The 18731-nt window shown below is 52.5% G+C and carries 11 protein-coding genes; 8 read left to right on the plus strand and 3 right to left on the minus strand.

Translation table 11 applies throughout. The features are described from left to right. Positions 1-6: 6 nt before the first annotated feature. Entirely contained in the window at positions 7-921 is a 915-nt protein-coding gene (locus HEN21_RS12015) for an NAD-dependent epimerase/dehydratase family protein (protein ID WP_176251944.1), read from the minus strand. After that, positions 918-2639, minus strand: coding sequence for a fatty acyl-AMP ligase (locus HEN21_RS12020; RefSeq protein WP_207106159.1), 1722 nt, complete (start codon positions 2637-2639; stop codon positions 918-920). Before HEN21_RS12020 ends, HEN21_RS12015 begins: the two co-directional genes overlap by 4 nt. A 380-nt stretch (positions 2640-3019) precedes the next feature. Here HEN21_RS12020 and yghO point away from each other — a divergent pair, with 380 nt between their 5' ends. Then, entirely contained in the window at positions 3020-4144 is a 1125-nt protein-coding gene (gene yghO, locus HEN21_RS12025) for a protein YghO (RefSeq protein WP_176251946.1), read from the plus strand. A 70-nt stretch (positions 4145-4214) separates the two neighbouring features. Here the strand turns inward: yghO and glcC are convergent, their stop codons facing one another. Then, a complete protein-coding gene (gene glcC / locus HEN21_RS12030) occupies positions 4215-4985 on the minus strand; it encodes a transcriptional regulator GlcC (protein ID WP_010355594.1) in 771 nt (256 codons plus the stop codon). A 255-nt stretch (positions 4986-5240) separates the two neighbouring features. Between glcC and glcD the strand changes: the two genes are divergently transcribed. The 7 genes from glcD (at position 5241) to sslE (ending at position 18712) form a co-directional block, all read left to right on the plus strand. Continuing rightward, positions 5241-6740 carry a glycolate oxidase subunit GlcD gene (gene glcD / locus HEN21_RS12035; RefSeq protein WP_000026094.1) on the plus strand — a complete coding sequence of 500 codons (1500 nt, stop codon included), beginning with the start codon at positions 5241-5243 and terminating at the stop codon, positions 6738-6740. Further along, positions 6740-7792, plus strand: a complete 1053-nt coding sequence (glcE, locus tag HEN21_RS12040) for a glycolate oxidase subunit GlcE (protein ID WP_176251947.1) — start codon at positions 6740-6742, stop codon at positions 7790-7792. The genes glcD and glcE overlap by 1 nt, the downstream gene beginning before the upstream one ends. A 10-nt stretch (positions 7793-7802) precedes the next feature. After that, positions 7803-9026, plus strand: coding sequence for a glycolate oxidase subunit GlcF (gene glcF / locus HEN21_RS12045; protein ID WP_001194830.1), 1224 nt, complete (start codon positions 7803-7805; stop codon positions 9024-9026). Between the two features lie 4 nt (positions 9027-9030). Then, positions 9031-9435, plus strand: a complete 405-nt coding sequence (locus HEN21_RS12050) for a GlcG family protein (RefSeq protein WP_000853256.1) — start codon at positions 9031-9033, stop codon at positions 9433-9435. Between the two features lie 21 nt (positions 9436-9456). After that, positions 9457-11628: a malate synthase G gene (gene glcB / locus HEN21_RS12055; RefSeq protein ID WP_176251948.1), complete on the plus strand. Its 2172-nt coding sequence runs from the start codon at positions 9457-9459 to the stop codon at positions 11626-11628. Between the two features lie 355 nt (positions 11629-11983). Next, positions 11984-13666, plus strand: coding sequence for a glycolate permease GlcA (gene glcA / locus HEN21_RS12060; protein ID WP_000259282.1), 1683 nt, complete (start codon positions 11984-11986; stop codon positions 13664-13666). 495 nt (positions 13667-14161) lie between these two features. Continuing rightward, positions 14162-18712 carry a lipoprotein metalloprotease SslE gene (gene sslE, locus HEN21_RS12065; protein WP_176251949.1) on the plus strand — a complete coding sequence of 1517 codons (4551 nt, stop codon included), beginning with the start codon at positions 14162-14164 and terminating at the stop codon, positions 18710-18712. Positions 18713-18731: the final 19 nt, after the last annotated feature.

Raw genomic sequence — 18731 nt, forward strand, 5'->3', positions numbered from 1 at the left:
AGACAATCAAAATAGCCCGTTGCGTAATGCGTGTTCCAGGCTAATCCCGGGAAACCAGTTAATATTTTCAGAAATACGGTTATTACTTGCCGACCAGTTGGCATGGGTTAATTCACGAATTTTCGAGCGGGTCAGCATAGGTTCTTTTCCTGCCAGGCGACTCAACGCGGTACTGATATCCGCAAGACAGGTGAGTAGTGGCAGAGGAATGCCGACCATCCGTACGGAACCACGACGGGCGGCGGCGGCAAGCTGTTGTACGCGTTGCCAGTCATAGCCTCCGGAGACGCCATCGCATAATTCATATGTTTGCGTTGGTACAGTTTCGGCGCTTAACCACTGACTCACAGCTTGCGCGAAATCGGTAACGTGCAGAAAAGAGAGTCGTGTTTCTGGTGCGCCAAGCCGTGGCAGCAGGCCGCGCAGCATCCAGTCAAACAGTGGTTTTAGCTCTTTATCGCCGGGGCCATACACTGCCGTCGGGCGAAAAACGCCCAGCGTAATTTCGTCAGCCATCGCTGCCAGCCGTTGTTCGGCGACGTGTTTGGAGTTTGCATACCAGGAGAGTTCAGGATGGCGTGCCGCCAGTGAAGAGATAAACAGAAAACGTTGGCAAAAGCCGCTCTCTTTTGCTGCCTGCATCAGACGCAGACTGCCGTCAACGTTACAGCGGGTAAAGACATCTTCATTGTGCCCGCGCACTTGCCCGGCACAATGAACCACCGCACTGGCACCGGCAACCAGCTCGCTAAGCGAATGCGTATCTTCCAGCGAACCGCGCACCCAGATGAGATTATCGCTGACGTGAGCGCGGGCAGTACGCGTCAACGCGCGAACATGAAAGCCGCGAATGAGCAGGTTATCGATAATATATTTACCAATAAACCCGGTAGCACCCGTCACCGCGACTATTTGGCTCATACGAGAGATTCCTGCACAGCGGGATTAGCGGCGACGGCCTTCTGATAACGTTTTTTCGCTTCAGCACGGGCGGGCTTGCCGGAAGAGGTGCGGGGAATACTGTGGGGCGGTAACAGATCGATAGCCGCTGTCACGCCAAACTCACTTTGTATCCGCGCAGCCAGCGAGTGGATAAGCTGCGCGCGACGTGCTTCGTCGCTGATCCGACACTGGATCTGCAAAATGATTTTTTCCTGGGCGGTAACAAACGCAATGGCATCGCCGGAGTGAATTTCCGGCTCCTGCTCCGCCAGGTACTCAATATCCTGCGGCCAGATATTGCGGCCACGAATAATAATCAGATCTTTAATGCGTCCGGTGACATACAGATAACCGTCCAGCAGATAGCCGAGATCGCCAGTATCTAACCAACCCGTCGCGGCAATCTCGTCTTGCGAAGCCAGGTCGCCAAAGTAACCACTCATCAGGCTGGGGCCGGAGATGCAAATATGACCTACCACACGTTCCGTGACTGAAATACCTGCTTCATTACGGATTTCAATACCATGTTCCGGCAAGGCTTTACCGCAGTTGACGAAAGTCGATACAGCGCGCGTTCCTGTGTTCGGTGCGACGGCTTTCCCCTGATATTCTAGGATGTCGCGATCTACTTCGTTAACTACAACGCCGGAGGCTTCGTCAGAAAAACTGACGGCAAGCGCGTTCTCTGCCAGCCCGTAGCATGGCATGAAAGTTTTATCGTCAAAGTTAGCCTGACGGAAACATTCAGCAAATTGATGGAGTTGTTCTGCGGAGATCGGCTCAGCGCCAATACCGGCGACGCGCCAGCAGGAGAGATCCAGTTCAGCGAGATCTTTTTCATTCACCCGGCGCTGGCACAGTTCATAGCCAAACGGTGGCGCAACGGAAACGGTGCCGCGATTTTTGCTGATCAATTTAAGCCATTGCAGCGGGCGCATGGCGAAATCCTGAGTGCGCAAGTAATCCACTGAAAGCTGCGTGGCGACAGGTGTCAGGAGAAAACCGACCAGCCCCATATCATGATAGAAAGGCAGCCAGGAGACGCAGCGATCGCCCGGACGTAATTTAATGCCATCGTGGCTGATGGCACGTAGATTTGCCATTACTTCGCGATGAGTAATGATGACGCCACGGGGAAAACGGGTGCTGCCGGAGGTGTACTGGAGGTAGGCGATATCGTCTGGAACGGGATGCTGGAGCGTAACGTCGGCTTCCGGCAAGGATTTAAACCAGGCATGGCTTAACACATGCAACTCGGGGTTGTCATGCGTCGCGGCATTGACCAGCGGTAACCACTCATCGCCGGTGATAATCGCGGCTGGCTGACAGCTTGCCAGTAAGCCCTGCAATTTGGCGCTCCAGGAATCTCGTTGACCGACCCCCATCGGAATCGCCAACGGGACGGCGGCTAACCCGGCATACTGGCAGGCAAAAAATGCTTCGACAAACCCGCTACTGGTTTCGGCAATCAGCGCCACGCGATCGCCTTTTTTCAAATTTAGCGATAACAACCGCTTTGCGCCTGCTTCGGCATGTGCTTTTAAATTGTGATATTCCAGTTCATCTTCAAGCTGGCAACGTCTGTCATAAAAGTTCATTCCGGCGCGGCCCAGAGCGGCATAATCCAAAGCATCAACCAGCGTTGGAAAATCGGCATAGCGCATAGGCAGGGAATGCGTAAAAATTTTATTAGACATATACACCACGAGAAAATTGGATATCAAAAATAAAATGACAATAATGCGGTAGATTATATATGCATAAAAGATAAATGAGATAGTATTTTCACGGGTGCGATATTGAACATTGATTTAAATAATGGTTTTAACTTTTTTGTTTTTTATTGTGAATAATATTTGATTTGTGAATATATTAAGTAAGTGGCCTGTCTGGTTGCATTAAGCACTAACGATTAATATTTTCTCAGATAATGTAGGTGATGATTTTATCGCAATAATTAAAAGCAGTATTTTATATTCATCGGATGGATTATTAAGGTGCCGAATGTCTCGGTTTATGCCCGTATTCCCTCCGTTAATTATTTGTTAGCCACTGAGCCAGGGAATGCGGTCTGCTGATGATTAAAATTGAAAAAGTAATTAATAAAAATGACCTTAAGGCATTTATCGCTTTTCCGTCATCACTTTATCCCGATGATCCAAACTGGATCCCTCCTTTGTTCATTGAACGCAGCGAGCATTTGTCCAGGAAGAATCCGGGGACGGAGCATATTATCTGGCAGGCGTGGGTGGCAAAAAAAGCGGGGCAGATAGTCGGGCGCATTACCGCGCAAATCGATACCTTGCACCGCGAGCGATACGGCGAAGATACTGGTCATTTCGGTATGATTGACGCCATTGATGATCCGCAAGTTTTTGCCGCTTTATTTGGCGCAGCGGAAGCGTGGTTGAAGTCACAAGGCGCGCGCAACATCAGCGGACCTTTCAGCCTGAATATCAATCAGGAAAGCGGATTACTGATTGAGGGTTTCGATACACCGCCATGCGCGATGATGCCGCACGGTAAGCCGTGGTATGCCGCGCATATTGAACAATTGGGTTATCGCAAAGGCATTGATCTACTGGCGTGGTGGATGCAGCGAACCGATCTTACTTTCTCTCCGGCGCTAAAAAAACTGATGGAGCAGGTACGCAAAAAGGTGACCATTCGCTGCATCAATCGCCAGCGGTTTGCCGAAGAAATGCAGGTTCTGCGTGAGATTTTCAACTCTGGCTGGCAGCACAACTGGGGATTTGTGCCGTTTACCGAACATGAGTTCGCGACCATGGGCGATCAGCTTAAGTACCTGGTGCCGGACGATATGATCTACATCGCCGAGATTGATTCTGCACCCTGTGCGTTTATTGTCGGCTTACCGAACATCAACGAAGCGATTGCCGATCTGAATGGATCGCTCTTTCCCTTCGGCTGGGCAAAATTGCTGTGGCGCTTAAAAGTCAGCGGTGTGCGAACTGCGCGAGTGCCGCTGATGGGGGTACGTGACGAGTATCAGTTTAGCCGCATTGGCCCGGTGATCGCGCTGCTGCTGATTGAAGCATTACGCGATCCGTTTGCTCGCAGGAAGATTGATGCGCTGGAGATGTCATGGATCCTCGAAACCAATACAGGCATGAATAACATGCTGGAACGCATTGGGGCGGAGCCGTATAAACGTTACCGGTTGTATGAAAAGCACATTTAATACCAGATCCCATTAAGCGCAGGGGCGGTCCCCTCGCCCCAGGGGAAGAGGATGAGGGGGGAAACCCTGCTCACATTCCCCCCGGATTCATCTCCAGCGGCACCGCCGAGCGAATCAAGTGGTGGCCTTCCAGCTCGATATCGTGGAGATTCTTTTTTACGGTCATCACGTGATCGCGGGCGGCGCGCTGGGCGACGTGCGGCAGCCGCTGCAAAACCGCGTTATAGATCCGCGCATGTTGGCGATCGATCTGTTTCTTCTGCTGTGGTCGATGGTAGAGATTATTCACGCTGGCAAACACCGAATTAAACATCAGGTCTGTCAATGATTGCAGAGTAAACACCAGCACCTGATTGTGGGAAGCCTGACAAATTGCCCGATGAAAAGCGTGATCCAACTGCGCATGTTCGATCAGCGAAATCTCTTTGTTGTTCTCACTGGCGGCGAGCATTTTTTCATAACAGCGGGTAATCAAGACAAAATCAGCCTGGGTTCCCAGCGTTGCCGCCAGCCTTGCCGATTCTCCTTCCAGCAGTGCGCGAACGTCGAGCAGATCGTACAGCGTTCGCGGCTGCGTACTGAACAGATGGATTAGCGGGCTGGTGTCCTGCACCCGATCAAGACGAGCCACACGGGAATCACGCCCCTGCGCCGTTTCAATAATCCCGCGCCCGCGCAGCACGGTCAGTCCTTCACGCAGTGCGGAGCGTGAGAAGCCGAGCTTTTCACACAGTCGGCGCTCTGAAGGAAGCGGCTGCCCAACTTTCAACACGCCGTCGATAATCAACCGTTCGATACTCTCTGCAACCACTTCGCAAATAGGGCGACGCTCATCTTTCATTCCCGGACCTCGTGCACAGGTAGGACCAATTTTTCTGTTCTTAATTTGCAAAACACGTACATCACGTAAGTGATTATGTTACATCAATTTAACATTAGGTTAACCAAGGCAAGGTCACAGAGCTGGAAAAAAAATGGTCTGACCGGTAGCTAAAGAGATAGACGAAAACAAAAAGCCCGCTTAATAACTGTTCACAGAAGCAGCGCGCAAAAATCAGCTGCCACACAACACAACACAACAAAGCGAAGCCTACTCATGAGCATCTTGTACGAAGAGCGTCTTGATGGCGCTTTACCCGATGTCGACCGCACATCGGTACTGATGGCACTGCGTGAGCATGTCCCTGGACTCGAGATCCTGCATACCGATGAGGAGATCATTCCTTACGAGTGTGACGGGTTGAGCGCGTATCGCACGCGTCCATTACTGGTTGTTCTGCCTAAGCAGATGGAACAGGTGGCAGCGATTCTGGCTGTCTGCCACCGTCTGCGTGTACCGGTAGTGACCCGTGGCGCAGGCACCGGGCTTTCTGGCGGCGCGTTGCCGCTGGAAAAAGGTGTGTTGTTGGTGATGGCGCGCTTTAAAGAAATCCTCGACATTAACCCCGTCGGTCGCCGCGCGCGCGTGCAGCCGGGCGTGCGTAACCTGGCGATCTCCCAGGCCGTTGCGCCGCATAATCTCTATTACGCACCGGATCCCTCCTCGCAAATCGCCTGTTCTATTGGCGGCAACGTGGCGGAAAACGCCGGAGGCGTCCACTGCCTGAAATATGGTCTGACCGTACATAACCTGCTGAAAATCGAAGTGCAAACGCTGGACGGCGAGGCGCTGACGTTGGGATCGGACGCGCTGGATTCGCCAGGTTTTGACCTGCTGGCGCTGTTTACCGGATCGGAAGGTATGCTCGGCGTGACCACCGAAGTGACGGTAAAACTGCTGCCGAAGCCCCCCGTGGCACGGGTTCTGTTAGCCAGCTTTGACTCGGTAGAAAAAGCCGGGCTTGCCGTCGGTGACATCATCGCTAATGGCATTATCCCCGGCGGGCTGGAGATGATGGATAACCTGTCGATCCGCGCGGCGGAAGATTTTATTCATGCTGGTTATCCCGTCGATGCCGAAGCGATTTTGTTGTGCGAGCTGGACGGCGTGGAGTCTGACGTTCAGGAAGACTGCGAGCGTGTTAACGACATCTTGTTGAAAGCGGGCGCGACTGACGTCCGTCTGGCACAGGACGAAGCGGAGCGCGTGCGTTTCTGGGCCGGTCGCAAAAACGCCTTCCCGGCGGTGGGGCGTATCTCGCCGGATTACTACTGCATGGATGGCACCATCCCGCGTCGCGCCCTGCCTGGCGTACTGGAAGGCATTGCCCGTTTATCGCAGCAATATGATTTACGCGTCGCCAACGTCTTTCATGCCGGAGATGGCAACATGCACCCGTTAATCCTTTTCGATGCCAACGAACCCGGTGAATTTGCCCGTGCGGAAGAGTTGGGTGGGAAGATCCTCGAACTCTGCGTCGAAGTGGGCGGCAGCATCAGTGGGGAACATGGCATCGGGCGCGAAAAAATCAATCAAATGTGCGCCCAGTTCAACAGCGATGAAATCACGACCTTCCATGCGGTCAAGGCGGCGTTTGACCCTGATGGTTTGCTGAACCCAGGGAAAAACATTCCCACACTGCACCGCTGCGCTGAATTTGGTGCCATGCACGTGCATCACGGTCATTTACCTTTCCCTGAACTGGAGCGTTTCTGATGCTACGCGAGTGTGATTACAGCCAGGTGCTACTGGAGCAGGTGAGTCAGGCGATTAGCGATAAAACGCCGCTGGTAATTCAGGGAAGCAATAGCAAAGCCTTTTTAGGTCGCCCTGTCACCGGGCAAACGCTGGATGTGCGTTGTCATCGCGGCATTGTTAATTACGACCCGACCGAGCTGGTGATAACCGCTCGTGCCGGAACGCCGCTGGTGGCCATTGAAGCGGCGCTGGAAAGCGCCGGGCAAATGCTTCCCTGCGAGCCGCCGCATTATGGCGAAGAAGCCACCTGGGGCGGGATGGTTGCCTGCGGACTGGCGGGGCCGCGTCGCCCGTGGAGCGGTTCGGTCCGCGATTTTGTCCTCGGCACGCGCATCATTACCGGCACTGGAAAACATCTGCGTTTTGGTGGCGAAGTGATGAAAAACGTTGCCGGATACGATCTCTCACGGTTAATGGCCGGAAGCTACGGCTGTCTTGGTGTGCTCACTGAAATCTCAATGAAAGTGTTGCCGCGACCGCGCGCCACCCTGAGCCTGCGTCGGGAAATCAGCCTGCAAGAAACCATGAACGAAATCGCCCAGTGGCAACTCCAGCCGCTACCCATTAGTGGCTTATGTTACTTCGACAATGCGTTGTGGATCCGCCTTGAGGGCGGCGAAGGATCGGTAAAAGCAGCGCGTGAACTGCTGGGGGGCGAAGAGGTTGCGGGTCAGTTCTGGCAGCAATTGCGTGAACAACAACTGCCGTTCTTCTCGTTACCAGGTACCTTATGGCGCATTTCATTACCCAGCGATGCGCCTATGATGGATTTACCCGGCGAGCAACTGATCGACTGGGGCGGCGCGTTACGCTGGCTGAAATCGACAGCCGATGACAATCAAATCCACCGCATCGCCCGTAACGCTGGCGGTCATGCGACTCGCTTTAGTGCCGGAGATGGCGGCTTTGCTCCGCTACCGGCTCCTTTATTCCGCTATCACCAGCAGCTTAAACAGCAGCTCGACCCTTGCGGCGTGTTTAACCCCGGTCGCATGTACGCGGAACTTTGAGGAGCAGGCTATGCAAACCCGATTAACCGAAGAGATGCGTCAGAACGCGCGGGCGCTGGAAGCCGACAGCATCCTGCGCGCCTGTGTTCACTGCGGATTTTGTACCGCAACCTGCCCAACCTATCAGCTTCTGGGGGATGAACTGGATGGGCCGCGCGGGCGCATCTATCTGATTAAACAGGTGCTGGAAGGCAACGAAGTTACGCTTAAAACGCAGGAGCATCTCGATCGCTGTCTCACTTGCCGCAACTGTGAAACCACCTGTCCTTCTGGTGTGCGCTATCACACTCTGCTGGATATCGGGCGTGATATTGTCGAGCAGAAAGTGAAACGCCCACTGCCGGAGCGAATGCTGCGAGAAGGGCTACGCCAGGTGGTGCCGCGCCCGGCGGTCTTCCGTGCGCTGACGCAGGTAGGCCTGGTGCTACGACCGTTTTTGCCAGAGCAGCTCAGAGCAAAACTGCCCGCCGAAACCGTGAAGGCCAAACCACGTCCACCGCTGCGCCATAAGCGTCGGGTTTTAATGCTGGAAGGTTGCGCCCAGCCTACGCTTTCGCCCAACACCAACGCGGCAACCGCGCGGGTGCTGGATCGTCTGGGGATCAGCGTCATGCCAGCTAACGAAGCAGGCTGTTGTGGGGCAGTGGACTATCATCTTAATGCGCAGGAAAAGGGCTTAGCGCGTGCGCGAAATAACATTGATGCCTGGTGGCCCGCGATTGAAGCAGGTGCCGAGGCTATTTTGCAGACTGCCAGCGGCTGTGGCGCGTTCGTCAAAGAGTATGGGCAGATGCTGAAAAACGATGCGCTGTATGCCGATAAAGCGCGTCAGGTCAGTGAACTGGCGGTCGATTTAGTCGAACTGTTGCGCGAGGAACCGCTGGAAAAACTGGCAATTCGCGGCGATAAAAAACTGGCCTTCCACTGCCCGTGTACTCTGCAACATGCGCAAAAGCTGAACGGCGAAGTGGAAAAAGTGTTACTTCGTCTTGGATTTACCTTAACCGACGTTCCCGACAGCCATCTGTGCTGCGGGTCGGCGGGAACATATGCGTTAACGCATCCCGATCTGGCGCGCCAGCTACGGGATAACAAAATGAATGCACTGGAAAGCGGCAAACCGGAAATGATCGTCACCGCCAACATTGGTTGCCAGACGCATCTGGCGAGCGCCGGTCGTACCTCTGTGCGTCACTGGATTGAAATTGTAGAACAAGCTCTTGAAAAGGAATAACAAAATGAAAACTAAAGTCATTCTTAGCCAGCAAATGGCGAGTGCAATTATTGCCGCAGGTCAGGAAGAGGCGCAGAAAAATAACTGGTCTGTTTCCATTGCTGTTGCCGATGACGGCGGTCATCTGCTGGCGTTAAGCCGCATGGATGATTGCGCGCCAATTGCGGCTTACATCTCCCAGGAGAAAGCGCGTACCGCCGCGCTGGGGCGTCGTGAAACTAAGGGCTATGAAGAGATGGTGAACAACGGACGTACCGCGTTCGTGACTGCGCCGTTACTGACGTCGCTGGAAGGCGGCGTACCGGTTGTTGTTGATGGGCAAATTATTGGTGCCGTGGGCGTTTCTGGTTTAACCGGAGCACAGGATGCGCAGGTCGCGAAAGCGGCAGCAGCGGTGTTGGCGAAATAAGCGAAAACGAGGAGATAAATAATGAGTGAGACCATAACCCAGGGCCGTTTACGCATTGACGCCAATTTTAAACGTTTTGTGGATGAAGAAGTTTTACCGGGTGTGGAACTGGATGCTGCCGCGTTCTGGCGCAATGTTGATGAGATTGTTCACGATCTGGCGCCAGAAAATCGTCAGTTGCTGGTAGAACGCGATCGCATTCAGGCGGCGCTCGACGAGTGGCATCGCAGCAATCCGGGGCCGGTAAAAGACAAAGCGGCCTATAAATCTTTCCTGCGTGAACTGGGCTACCTGGTGCCGCAACCGGAGCACGTGACGGTGGAAACCACGGGCATCGACAGTGAAATTACCAGTCAGGCGGGGCCACAGCTGGTGGTTCCGGCAATGAATGCCCGCTACGCGCTGAACGCGGCGAACGCTCGCTGGGGCTCACTGTACGATGCGTTATACGGCAGCGACATCATCCCGCAGGAAGGGGCGATGGTCAGCGGCTACGATCCGCAGCGCGGCGAGCAGGTTATCGCCTGGGTTCGGCGTTTTCTCGACGAATCACTGCCGCTGGAAAATGGCAGCTATCAGGATGCGGTGGCGTTTAGCGTGGTCGATAAACAATTACGTATCCAGTTGAAAAATGGCACGGAAACCACGTTACGTACCCCGGCGCAGTTTGTCGGTTATCGTGGTGATGCCGCTGCGCCGGGCTGCATTTTGCTGAAAAATAACGGTTTGCATATCGAGCTGCAAATCGATGCCAACGGGCGGATTGGCAAAGACGATCCGGCGCACATCAACGATGTTATCGTCGAAGCTGCCATCAGTACCATTCTCGACTGCGAAGATTCGGTCGCTGCGGTTGATGCGGAAGATAAAATCCTGCTGTACCGCAACCTGCTGGGGCTGATGCAGGGCACTCTGCAAGAGAAGATGGAGAAAAACGGTCGGCAAATCGTGCGTAAACTGAATGACGATCGTCAGTACACTGCTGCCGACGGCTCTGAAATTTCTCTGCACGGGCGCTCGCTGCTGTTTATCCGCAACGTGGGTCATTTGATGACCATTCCTGTGATTTGGGACAGCGAAGGCAATGAAATCCCGGAAGGCATTCTTGATGGTGTCATGACAGGCGCGATTGCCCTCTATGATTTAAAAGTGCAGAAAAACTCGCGTACCGGCAGCGTCTATATTGTGAAACCGAAAATGCACGGTCCGCAGGAAGTGGCGTTCGCCAACAAACTGTTTACCCGCATTGAGACAATGCTCGGCATGGCGCCGAATACCCTGAAAATGGGCATTATGGATGAAGAACGCCGAACCTCGCTGAACTTGCGTAGCTGCATCGCCCAGGCGCGCAACCGCGTGGCGTTCATCAACACCGGCTTCCTCGACCGTACCGGTGATGAGATGCATTCGGTGATGGAAGCGGGGCCGATGTTGCGTAAAAACCAGATGAAATCGACGCCGTGGATCAAAGCCTACGAGCGTAATAACGTGCTGTCTGGTCTGTTCTGCGGGCTGCGCGGTAAAGCGCAAATCGGTAAAGGTATGTGGGCAATGCCGGATCTGATGGCAGACATGTACAGCCAGAAGGGCGATCAGCTGCGTGCCGGGGCGAACACGGCCTGGGTTCCGTCGCCGACCGCCGCTACGCTCCATGCGCTACACTACCATCAAACCAACGTACAGAGCGTGCAAGCCAACATTGCCAACACAGAGTTCAATGCTGAATTTGAACCGCTGCTGGACGATCTGCTGACCATTCCGGTTGCTGAAAACGCTAACTGGTCGGCGCAAGAGATCCAACAAGAGCTGGACAACAACGTACAGGGTATTCTGGGGTATGTGGTGCGCTGGGTGGAGCAGGGGATTGGTTGTTCAAAAGTGCCGGATATTCACAACGTGGCGCTGATGGAAGACCGTGCAACGCTGCGCATCTCCAGCCAGCATATCGCCAACTGGTTACGTCACGGTATTCTGACTAAAGAACAGGTGCAGGCGTCGCTGGAGAATATGGCGAAAGTGGTGGATCAGCAAAACGCTGGCGATCCGGCGTATCGTCCGATGGTGGGGAATTTCGCTAACTCGTGTGCCTTTAAAGCCGCCAGTGATTTAATCTTCCTCGGCGTGAAACAGCCAAACGGTTATACCGAACCGTTATTACACGCCTGGCGTTTACGCGAAAAAGAAAGTCATTAATAGCAATAGCAAAAGCCCCGGCAAGTTTTATTGTCGGGGCTATTATAGTTACTGCGGTAGTACATTTATCCCGGAAATAACCGGAGCGATTATCAGGGTTTAACAATATTAAATACCCGTAGCGCATCACTAGCGGGATTAAAACAACAATATGGACATCTTAACGATACTCTGCGCCTGCGTGTGCGGAACAGAAACCCTTACCCGATATACTTGTTATGCCAGAGGTAGCAATTGCGTTAGCGGCGTGCTGTTGCTGTAAAGTATAACCCCTATATTTTACAGTTCAGTCCTCTTTTGCTTATTACAACCTTAAGTATATCAAGCATATAAAGATAATAAGAGACTGAACAATATGGTTACCTGGACCCAAATGTATATGCCGATGGGAGGACTGGGGCTATCCGCTCTGGTCGCCTTGATCCCGATAATATTCTTCTTCGTTGCACTCGCGGTATTACGTCTGAAAGGACATGTCGCCGGAGCAATAACCCTTATATTATCGATATTGATTGCGATATTCGCCTTTAAAATGCCGATTGATATGGCATTTGCTGCTGCGGGATATGGCTTTATTTATGGCTTATGGCCGATTGCGTGGATTATTGTCGCAGCGGTATTCCTCTATAAATTAACCGTTGCCAGCGGGCAGTTTGATATTATCCGCAGCTCGGTTATCTCCATCACCGACGATCAACGTTTGCAGGTACTACTGATTGGTTTCTCCTTTGGCGCGCTGCTGGAGGGGGCGGCTGGCTTTGGTGCACCGGTGGCGATTACGGGGGCGTTGCTGGTGGGGCTGGGCTTCAAACCGTTATACGCGGCGGGGCTGTGCCTGATTGCCAACACTGCGCCGGTGGCGTTTGGAGCGTTGGGCGTGCCGATTCTGGTCGCCGGTCAGGTAACGGGAATCGATCCGTTCGACATCGGTGCAATGGCGGGACGTCAGTTACCGTTCCTGTCAGTTCTTGTACCGTTCTGGCTGGTGGCGATGATGGACGGCTGGAAAGGGGTGAAAGAGACGTGGCCAGCGGCGCTGGTTGCGGGTGGTAGCTTTGCGGTTACCCAGTTCTTTACCTCTAACTACATTGGTCCTGAACTGCCGGATATTACTTCGGCGCTGGTGAGTATCGTCTCACTTTCTTTATTCCTTAAAGTCTGGCGACCGAAAAATACCGAAACGGCAATCAGCATGGGGCAATCCGCAGGTGCGATGGTGGTGAATAAACCGTCTTCTGGCGGTCCCGTGCCTTCAGAATATAGTCTGGGGCAAATCATTCGCGCCTGGTCACCCTTTTTAATCTTAACGGTGCTGGTCACCATCTGGACGATGAAGCCATTTAAAGCGTTATTTGCTCCGGGCGGCGCGTTTTATTCGCTGGTGATTAATTTCCAGATCCCTCATTTGCATCAACAAGTGTTGAAAGCGGCACCCATTGTCGCCCAGCCAACGCCAATGGATGCGGTGTTTAAATTCGACCCCCTCTCTGCTGGCGGCACCGCTATTTTTATTGCGGCGATTATCTCTATCTTCATTCTCGGCGTGGGGATCAAGAAAGGCATTGGCGTCTTTGCCGAAACGCTAATTAGCCTGAAGTGGCCGATATTGTCGATTGGCATGGTGCTGGCATTTGCTTTCGTGACCAACTATTCCGGCATGTCTACCACGCTGGCGCTGGTACTGGCGGGCACTGGCGTGATGTTCCCGTTCTTCTCACCGTTCCTTGGCTGGCTGGGGGTATTCCTTACCGGCTCGGACACATCCTCGAATGCCCTGTTTGGTTCACTGCAATCAACCACCGCGCAGCAAATCAACGTCTCTGACACCCTGCTGGTGGCAGCAAACACCAGCGGCGGCGTGACCGGCAAGATGATCTCTCCGCAATCTATCGCCGTGGCGTGCGCCGCAACAGGCATGGTGGGCCGAGAATCTGAACTGTTCCGCTACACTGTGAAACACAGTCTGATCTTTGCCAGCGTTATTGGCATTATCACGCTGTTGCAGGCGTATGTGTTTACCGGAATGTTAGTCTCGTAAGTCAACAAAGCCGGATGATCGTCAATACCATCCGGCTTCATTCTTTTCTGGTTACATTATTCTGTCTTATTAATTAAAAAATCATTTCCCGATTTATTATCTATGCGGCAATAATGTTTTGTGTTCAGATAACCCGCTAAATAATTAAGCGCGTGAGAATATCTATTTTTTTGTCCCGCAAAACAAGTCTGTATTAATTATGTTCGCTTGATGAGTAAACACCGTGCTATCTGTTGCTTTTGCAATCGCAATCGTTAAAACTATCAACAACTTGAGATAGTCACATTGTGAATAATTGTTACTTTTTTGTTTGTTAAATCTTTTGATAAATACCCCGACTGACATCGTATAGGGGATATTCTTATAAATTTTACCTGTTTCGTTATCAATAATGCAGTTTTCTTAAGAATGGAGGAAATTATTAGAGAAGATAAAGCATAAAACTATTTCCCCAGTTACGAATCTTTTAACTTTATTTTGTCACTTGCGTTATTAATGAATAAGAAATTTAAATATAAGAAATCGCTTTTAGCGGCTATTTTAAGCGCAACCTTGTTAGCCGGTTGTGATGGCGGTGGTTCAGGATCGTCCTCCGATACTCCGCCTGTAGATTCTGGAACAGGGTCTTTGCCGGAAGTGAAACCTGATCCAACACCAAACCCGGAGCCGACGCCGGAGCCTGAACCTACTCCGGACCCGACACCTGATCCAGAGCCAACGCCAGAACCGGAGCCAGAACCTGTTCCTACGAAAACGGGTTATCTGACCCTGGGCGGAAGCCAGCGGGTAATCGGTGCTAAATGTAATGGTGAATCCAGCGACGGCTTTACTTTTACACCTGGCGAGGACGTTACTTGCGTAGCGGGTAACACGACAATTGCCACCTTCAACACTCAGTCAGAAGCTGCGCGTAGCCTGCGTGCGGTTGAAAAAGTGTCGTTTAGCCTTGAGGACTCGCAAGAACTGGCGGAGTCCGACGACAAGAAAAGCAATGCGCTCTCGCTGGTAACCTCCATGAACAGTTGTCCGGCGGATACAGAACAGGTTTGCCTGACGTTCTCCTCGGTGATCGAGAGTAAACGCTTCGACTCGCTGTATAAGCAAATCGATCTGACTCCGGAAGAGTTCAAAAAGCTGGTCAATGAAGAGGTGGAAAACAATGCCGCGACCGATAAGGCGCCATCCACTCATACTTCACCGGTAGTGCCCGTCACGACGCCGGGAACAAAGCCGGATCTGAACGCTTCCTTCGTGTCGGCTAACGCGGAACAGTTTTATCAGTATCAACCTACGGAAATCATTCTTTCTGAAGGTCGACTGGTCGACAGCCTGGGCAATGGTGTGGTTGGCGTAAATTACTACACCAGCTCAGGCCGTGGCGTAACTGGTGAAAACGGCAAATTCAACTTCAGCTGGGGTGAAACCATCTCCTTTGGCATCGACACCTTTGAACTGGGCTCAGTACGCGGCAATAAGTCGACTATTGCACTGACGGAACTGGGCGATGAAGTTCGCGGGGCAAATATCGATCAACTTATTCATCGTTACTCCCAGGCCGGAAAAAATGATGAGCGTGAAGTGCCGGATGTAGTGCGCCAGGTCTTTGCCGAGTATCCCAACGTGATCAACGAGATTATCAATCTCTCGTTATCCAATGGCGAGACGTTGAGCGAAGGCGATCAAACCTTTGAGCGGAAGAACGAATTTCTTGAGCAACTTAAATCCGGGCAGGCTAAAGAGATTGATACGGCGATTTGTGACTCCCTTGGGGGCTGCAACTCTCAACGTTGGTTCTCGTTGACTGCACGCAATGTTAACGAAGGTCAGATTCAGGGCGTTATCAACAAGCTGTGGGGTGTGGATAAAGATTACAAATCAGTGACGAAATTCCACGTTTTCCATGACTCTACCAACTTCTATGGTAGCACCGGTAATGCGCGCGGTCAGGCGGTGGTGAATATCTCCAACGCGGCATTCCCGATTCTGATGGCGCGTAATGATAAAAACTACTGGCTGGCGTTTGGCGAAAAACGCGCCTGGGATAAAAACGAGCTGGCGTACATTACGGAAGCGCCTTCCATTGTGCGACCGGAGAACGTGACACGCGAAACTGCCACCTTCAACCTGCCGTTTATCTCGCTGGGGCAAGTTGGTGAGGGCAAACTGATGGTTATCGGTAACCCGCACTACAACAGCATCCTGCGTTGCCCGAACGGTTACAGCTGGGAAGGCGGTGTTGATAAAAACGGTCAGTGTATGCGTAACGGTGATTCAAATGACATGAAGCACTTTATGCAGAACGTGTTGCGCTATCTGTCTAACAATAGCTGGACTCCAGACGCGAAAACCAGCATGACCGTGGGCACCAACCTGGATACCGTCTATTTCAAACGTCATGGTCAGGTTACAGGAAACAGTGCTGAGTTCGGCTTCCATCCGGATTTTACGGGTATCTCCGTTGAGCATTTAAGTAGCTATGGCGATCTCGATCCGCAGAAAATGCCGCTGCTGATCCTCAACGGCTTTGAGTATGTGACTCAGGTGGGTAACGATCCCTATGCAATCCCGCTGCGTGCAGATACCAGCAAACCGAAGCTGACTCAGCAGGATGTGACGGATCTGATCGCCTATCTGAACAAAGGCGGATCGGTGCTGATCATGGAAAACGTGATGAGCAATCTTAAGGAAGAGAGCGCGTCCGGCTTTGTGCGTCTGCTTGATGCCGCAGGCCTGTCAATGGCACTGAACAAGTCGGTGGTGAATAACGATCCTCAAGGGTATCCGGATCGCGTTCGTCAGCAGCGCGCAACGGGCATTTGGGTCTATGAACGTTATCCTGCCGTAGACGGTGCGCTGCCGTACACCATCGATAGTGATACAGGGGAAGTTAAGTGGAAATATCAGGTAGAAAACAAACCTGATGACAAACCGAAGCTGGAAGTTGCCAGCTGGCTGGAAGATGTAGATGGCAAACAGGAAACGCGTTATGCCTTTATTGATGAAGCCGATCATAAAACGGAGGATTCTCTGAAGGCTGCGAAGGAGAAAATTTTCGCCGCGTTCCCGGGGCTGAAAGAGTGTACTGATTCGACTTACCACTACGAGGTCAACTGCCTGGAACATCGCCCTGGCACGGGTGTTCCGGTAACCGGGGGCATGTTTGTTCCGCGCTATACGCAACTGAATCTCAGCGCCGACACCGCGAAAGCGATGGTGCAGGCGGCGGATTTAGGCACCAACATTCAGCGCCTGTATCAACACGAGCTTTATTTCCGTACCAATGGTCGCAAAGGTGAGCGTCTGAGCAGCGTCGATCTGGAACGTCTGTACCAGAACATGTCGGTCTGGCTGTGGAATGAAATTGAATACAGCTATGACAGCAGCAAGGATGACGAGCTGGGCTTTAAAACGTTCACCGAGTTCCTGAACTGCTACGCCAACAATGCTTACACCAAAGGCACGCAGTGCTCCGCAGAGCTGAAACAATCGCTTGTCGATAACAAGATGATCTACGGAGATAATACTGCCAAAGCGGGGATGATGAACCCAAGCTATCCGCTCAACTATATGGAAAAACCGCTGACGCGCCTGATGCTGGGGCGTTCCTGGTGGGATCTGAACATCAAAGTTGATGTCGAGAAGTATCCGGGAGCAGTATCGGCTGAAGTTGAGAATGTTACTGAAACCATCAGCCTGTACTCGAATCCGACCAAATGGTTTGCGGGTAACATGCAGTCTACTGGTCTGTGGGCTCCGGCTCAAAAAGAGGTCACCATTAAGTCCAATGCGGACGTTCCTGTGACTGTCACCGTGGCGCTGGCCGACGACCTTACCGGACGTGAGAAGCATGAAGTTGCTCTGAACCGTCCGCCAAGAGTGACTAAAACGTATACTCTGGAGGCTAATGGTACGGTGAAGTTTACGGTTCCTTACGGTGGTCTGATTTATATCAAGGGCGACAGCAAGGAGAATAATAAATCTGCCAGCTTCACCTTTACCGGAGTAGTAAAAGCGCCGTTCTATAAAGACGGTAAATGGAAAAACGCTCTGAACTCACCGGCGCCGTTGGGTGAGCTGGAGTCAGACTCTTTCGTCTATACCACGCCGAAGAAGAACCTTGAGGCCAGCAATTTCACTGGTGGCGTAGCAGAATTCGCTAAAGATCTGGATACTTTTGCCAGCTCGATGAATGACTTCTACGGTCGTGATGGCGAGCAAGGTAAGCACCGGATGTTTACCTATAAAGCATTGACGGGTCACAAACATCGTTTCGCCAACGATGTGCAGATCTCCATTGGTGATGCGCACTCTGGTTATCCGGTAATGAACAGCAGCTTCTCGACGAACAGCACCACGCTGCCGACGACGCCGCTGAACGACTGGCTGATCTGGCACGAAGTAGGGCACAACGCTGCAGAAACGCCGCTGACTGTACCGGGCGCAACTGAAGTAGCGAACAACGTGCTGGCGCTGTACATGCAGGATCGCTATCTCGGCAAGATGAACCGTGTCGCTGACGATATTACCGTTGCGCCGGAATATCTGGAGGAGAGCAACGGTCAGGCATGGGCACGCGGCGGTGCGGGTGACCGTCTGCTGATGTACGCACAGCTGAAGGAGTGGGCAGAGAAAAACTTTGATATCAAGAACTGGTATCCAGAGGGGCAACTGCCAGCGTTCTACAGCGATCGTGAAGGGATGAAAGGCTGGAACCTGTTCCAGTTGATGCACCGTAAAGCGCGCGGCGATGAGGTTGGTAAAACTAAGTTTGGCGAAAAAAATTACTGTGCCGAATCCAACGGTAACGCTGCGGACACGCTGATGCTGTGTGCCTCCTGGGTCGCACAGGCGGATCTTTCGGAGTTCTTTAAGAAATGGAATCCGGGCGCGAATGCTTACCAGCTTCCGGGGGCGAGCGAGATGAGCTTCGAGGGCGGCGTGAGCCAGTCGGCTTACAACACGCTCGCGGCGCTTGGTCTGCCGAAACCGCAGCAAGGGCCGGAAACCATTAACAAGGTTACCGAGCATAAGATGTCAGCCGAGTAAGCCTGTAGGCATGAAATAA

Source organism: Escherichia sp. 93.1518 (genome assembly GCF_013368915.2).
Taxonomy (GTDB): Bacteria; Pseudomonadota; Gammaproteobacteria; order Enterobacterales; family Enterobacteriaceae; genus Escherichia; species Escherichia ruysiae.

What these genes read in the sequence shown, in the direction of transcription:
- HEN21_RS12015 (WP_176251944.1), bottom strand. Translation starts at nt 921, where the DNA reads ATGAGCCAAATAGTCGCGGTGACGGGTGCTACCGGGTTTATTGGTAAA.
- HEN21_RS12020 (WP_207106159.1), bottom strand. Translation starts at nt 2,639, where the DNA reads ATGTCTAATAAAATTTTTACGCATTCCCTGCCTATGCGCTATGCCGAT.
- yghO (WP_176251946.1), top strand. Translation starts at nt 3,020, where the DNA reads ATGATTAAAATTGAAAAAGTAATTAATAAAAATGACCTTAAGGCATTT.
- glcC (WP_010355594.1), bottom strand. Translation starts at nt 4,985, where the DNA reads ATGAAAGATGAGCGTCGCCCTATTTGCGAAGTGGTTGCAGAGAGTATC.
- glcD (WP_000026094.1), top strand. Translation starts at nt 5,241, where the DNA reads ATGAGCATCTTGTACGAAGAGCGTCTTGATGGCGCTTTACCCGATGTC.
- glcE (WP_176251947.1), top strand. Translation starts at nt 6,740, where the DNA reads ATGCTACGCGAGTGTGATTACAGCCAGGTGCTACTGGAGCAGGTGAGT.
- glcF (WP_001194830.1), top strand. Translation starts at nt 7,803, where the DNA reads ATGCAAACCCGATTAACCGAAGAGATGCGTCAGAACGCGCGGGCGCTG.
- HEN21_RS12050 (WP_000853256.1), top strand. Translation starts at nt 9,031, where the DNA reads ATGAAAACTAAAGTCATTCTTAGCCAGCAAATGGCGAGTGCAATTATT.
- glcB (WP_176251948.1), top strand. Translation starts at nt 9,457, where the DNA reads ATGAGTGAGACCATAACCCAGGGCCGTTTACGCATTGACGCCAATTTT.
- glcA (WP_000259282.1), top strand. Translation starts at nt 11,984, where the DNA reads ATGGTTACCTGGACCCAAATGTATATGCCGATGGGAGGACTGGGGCTA.
- sslE (WP_176251949.1), top strand. Translation starts at nt 14,162, where the DNA reads ATGAATAAGAAATTTAAATATAAGAAATCGCTTTTAGCGGCTATTTTA.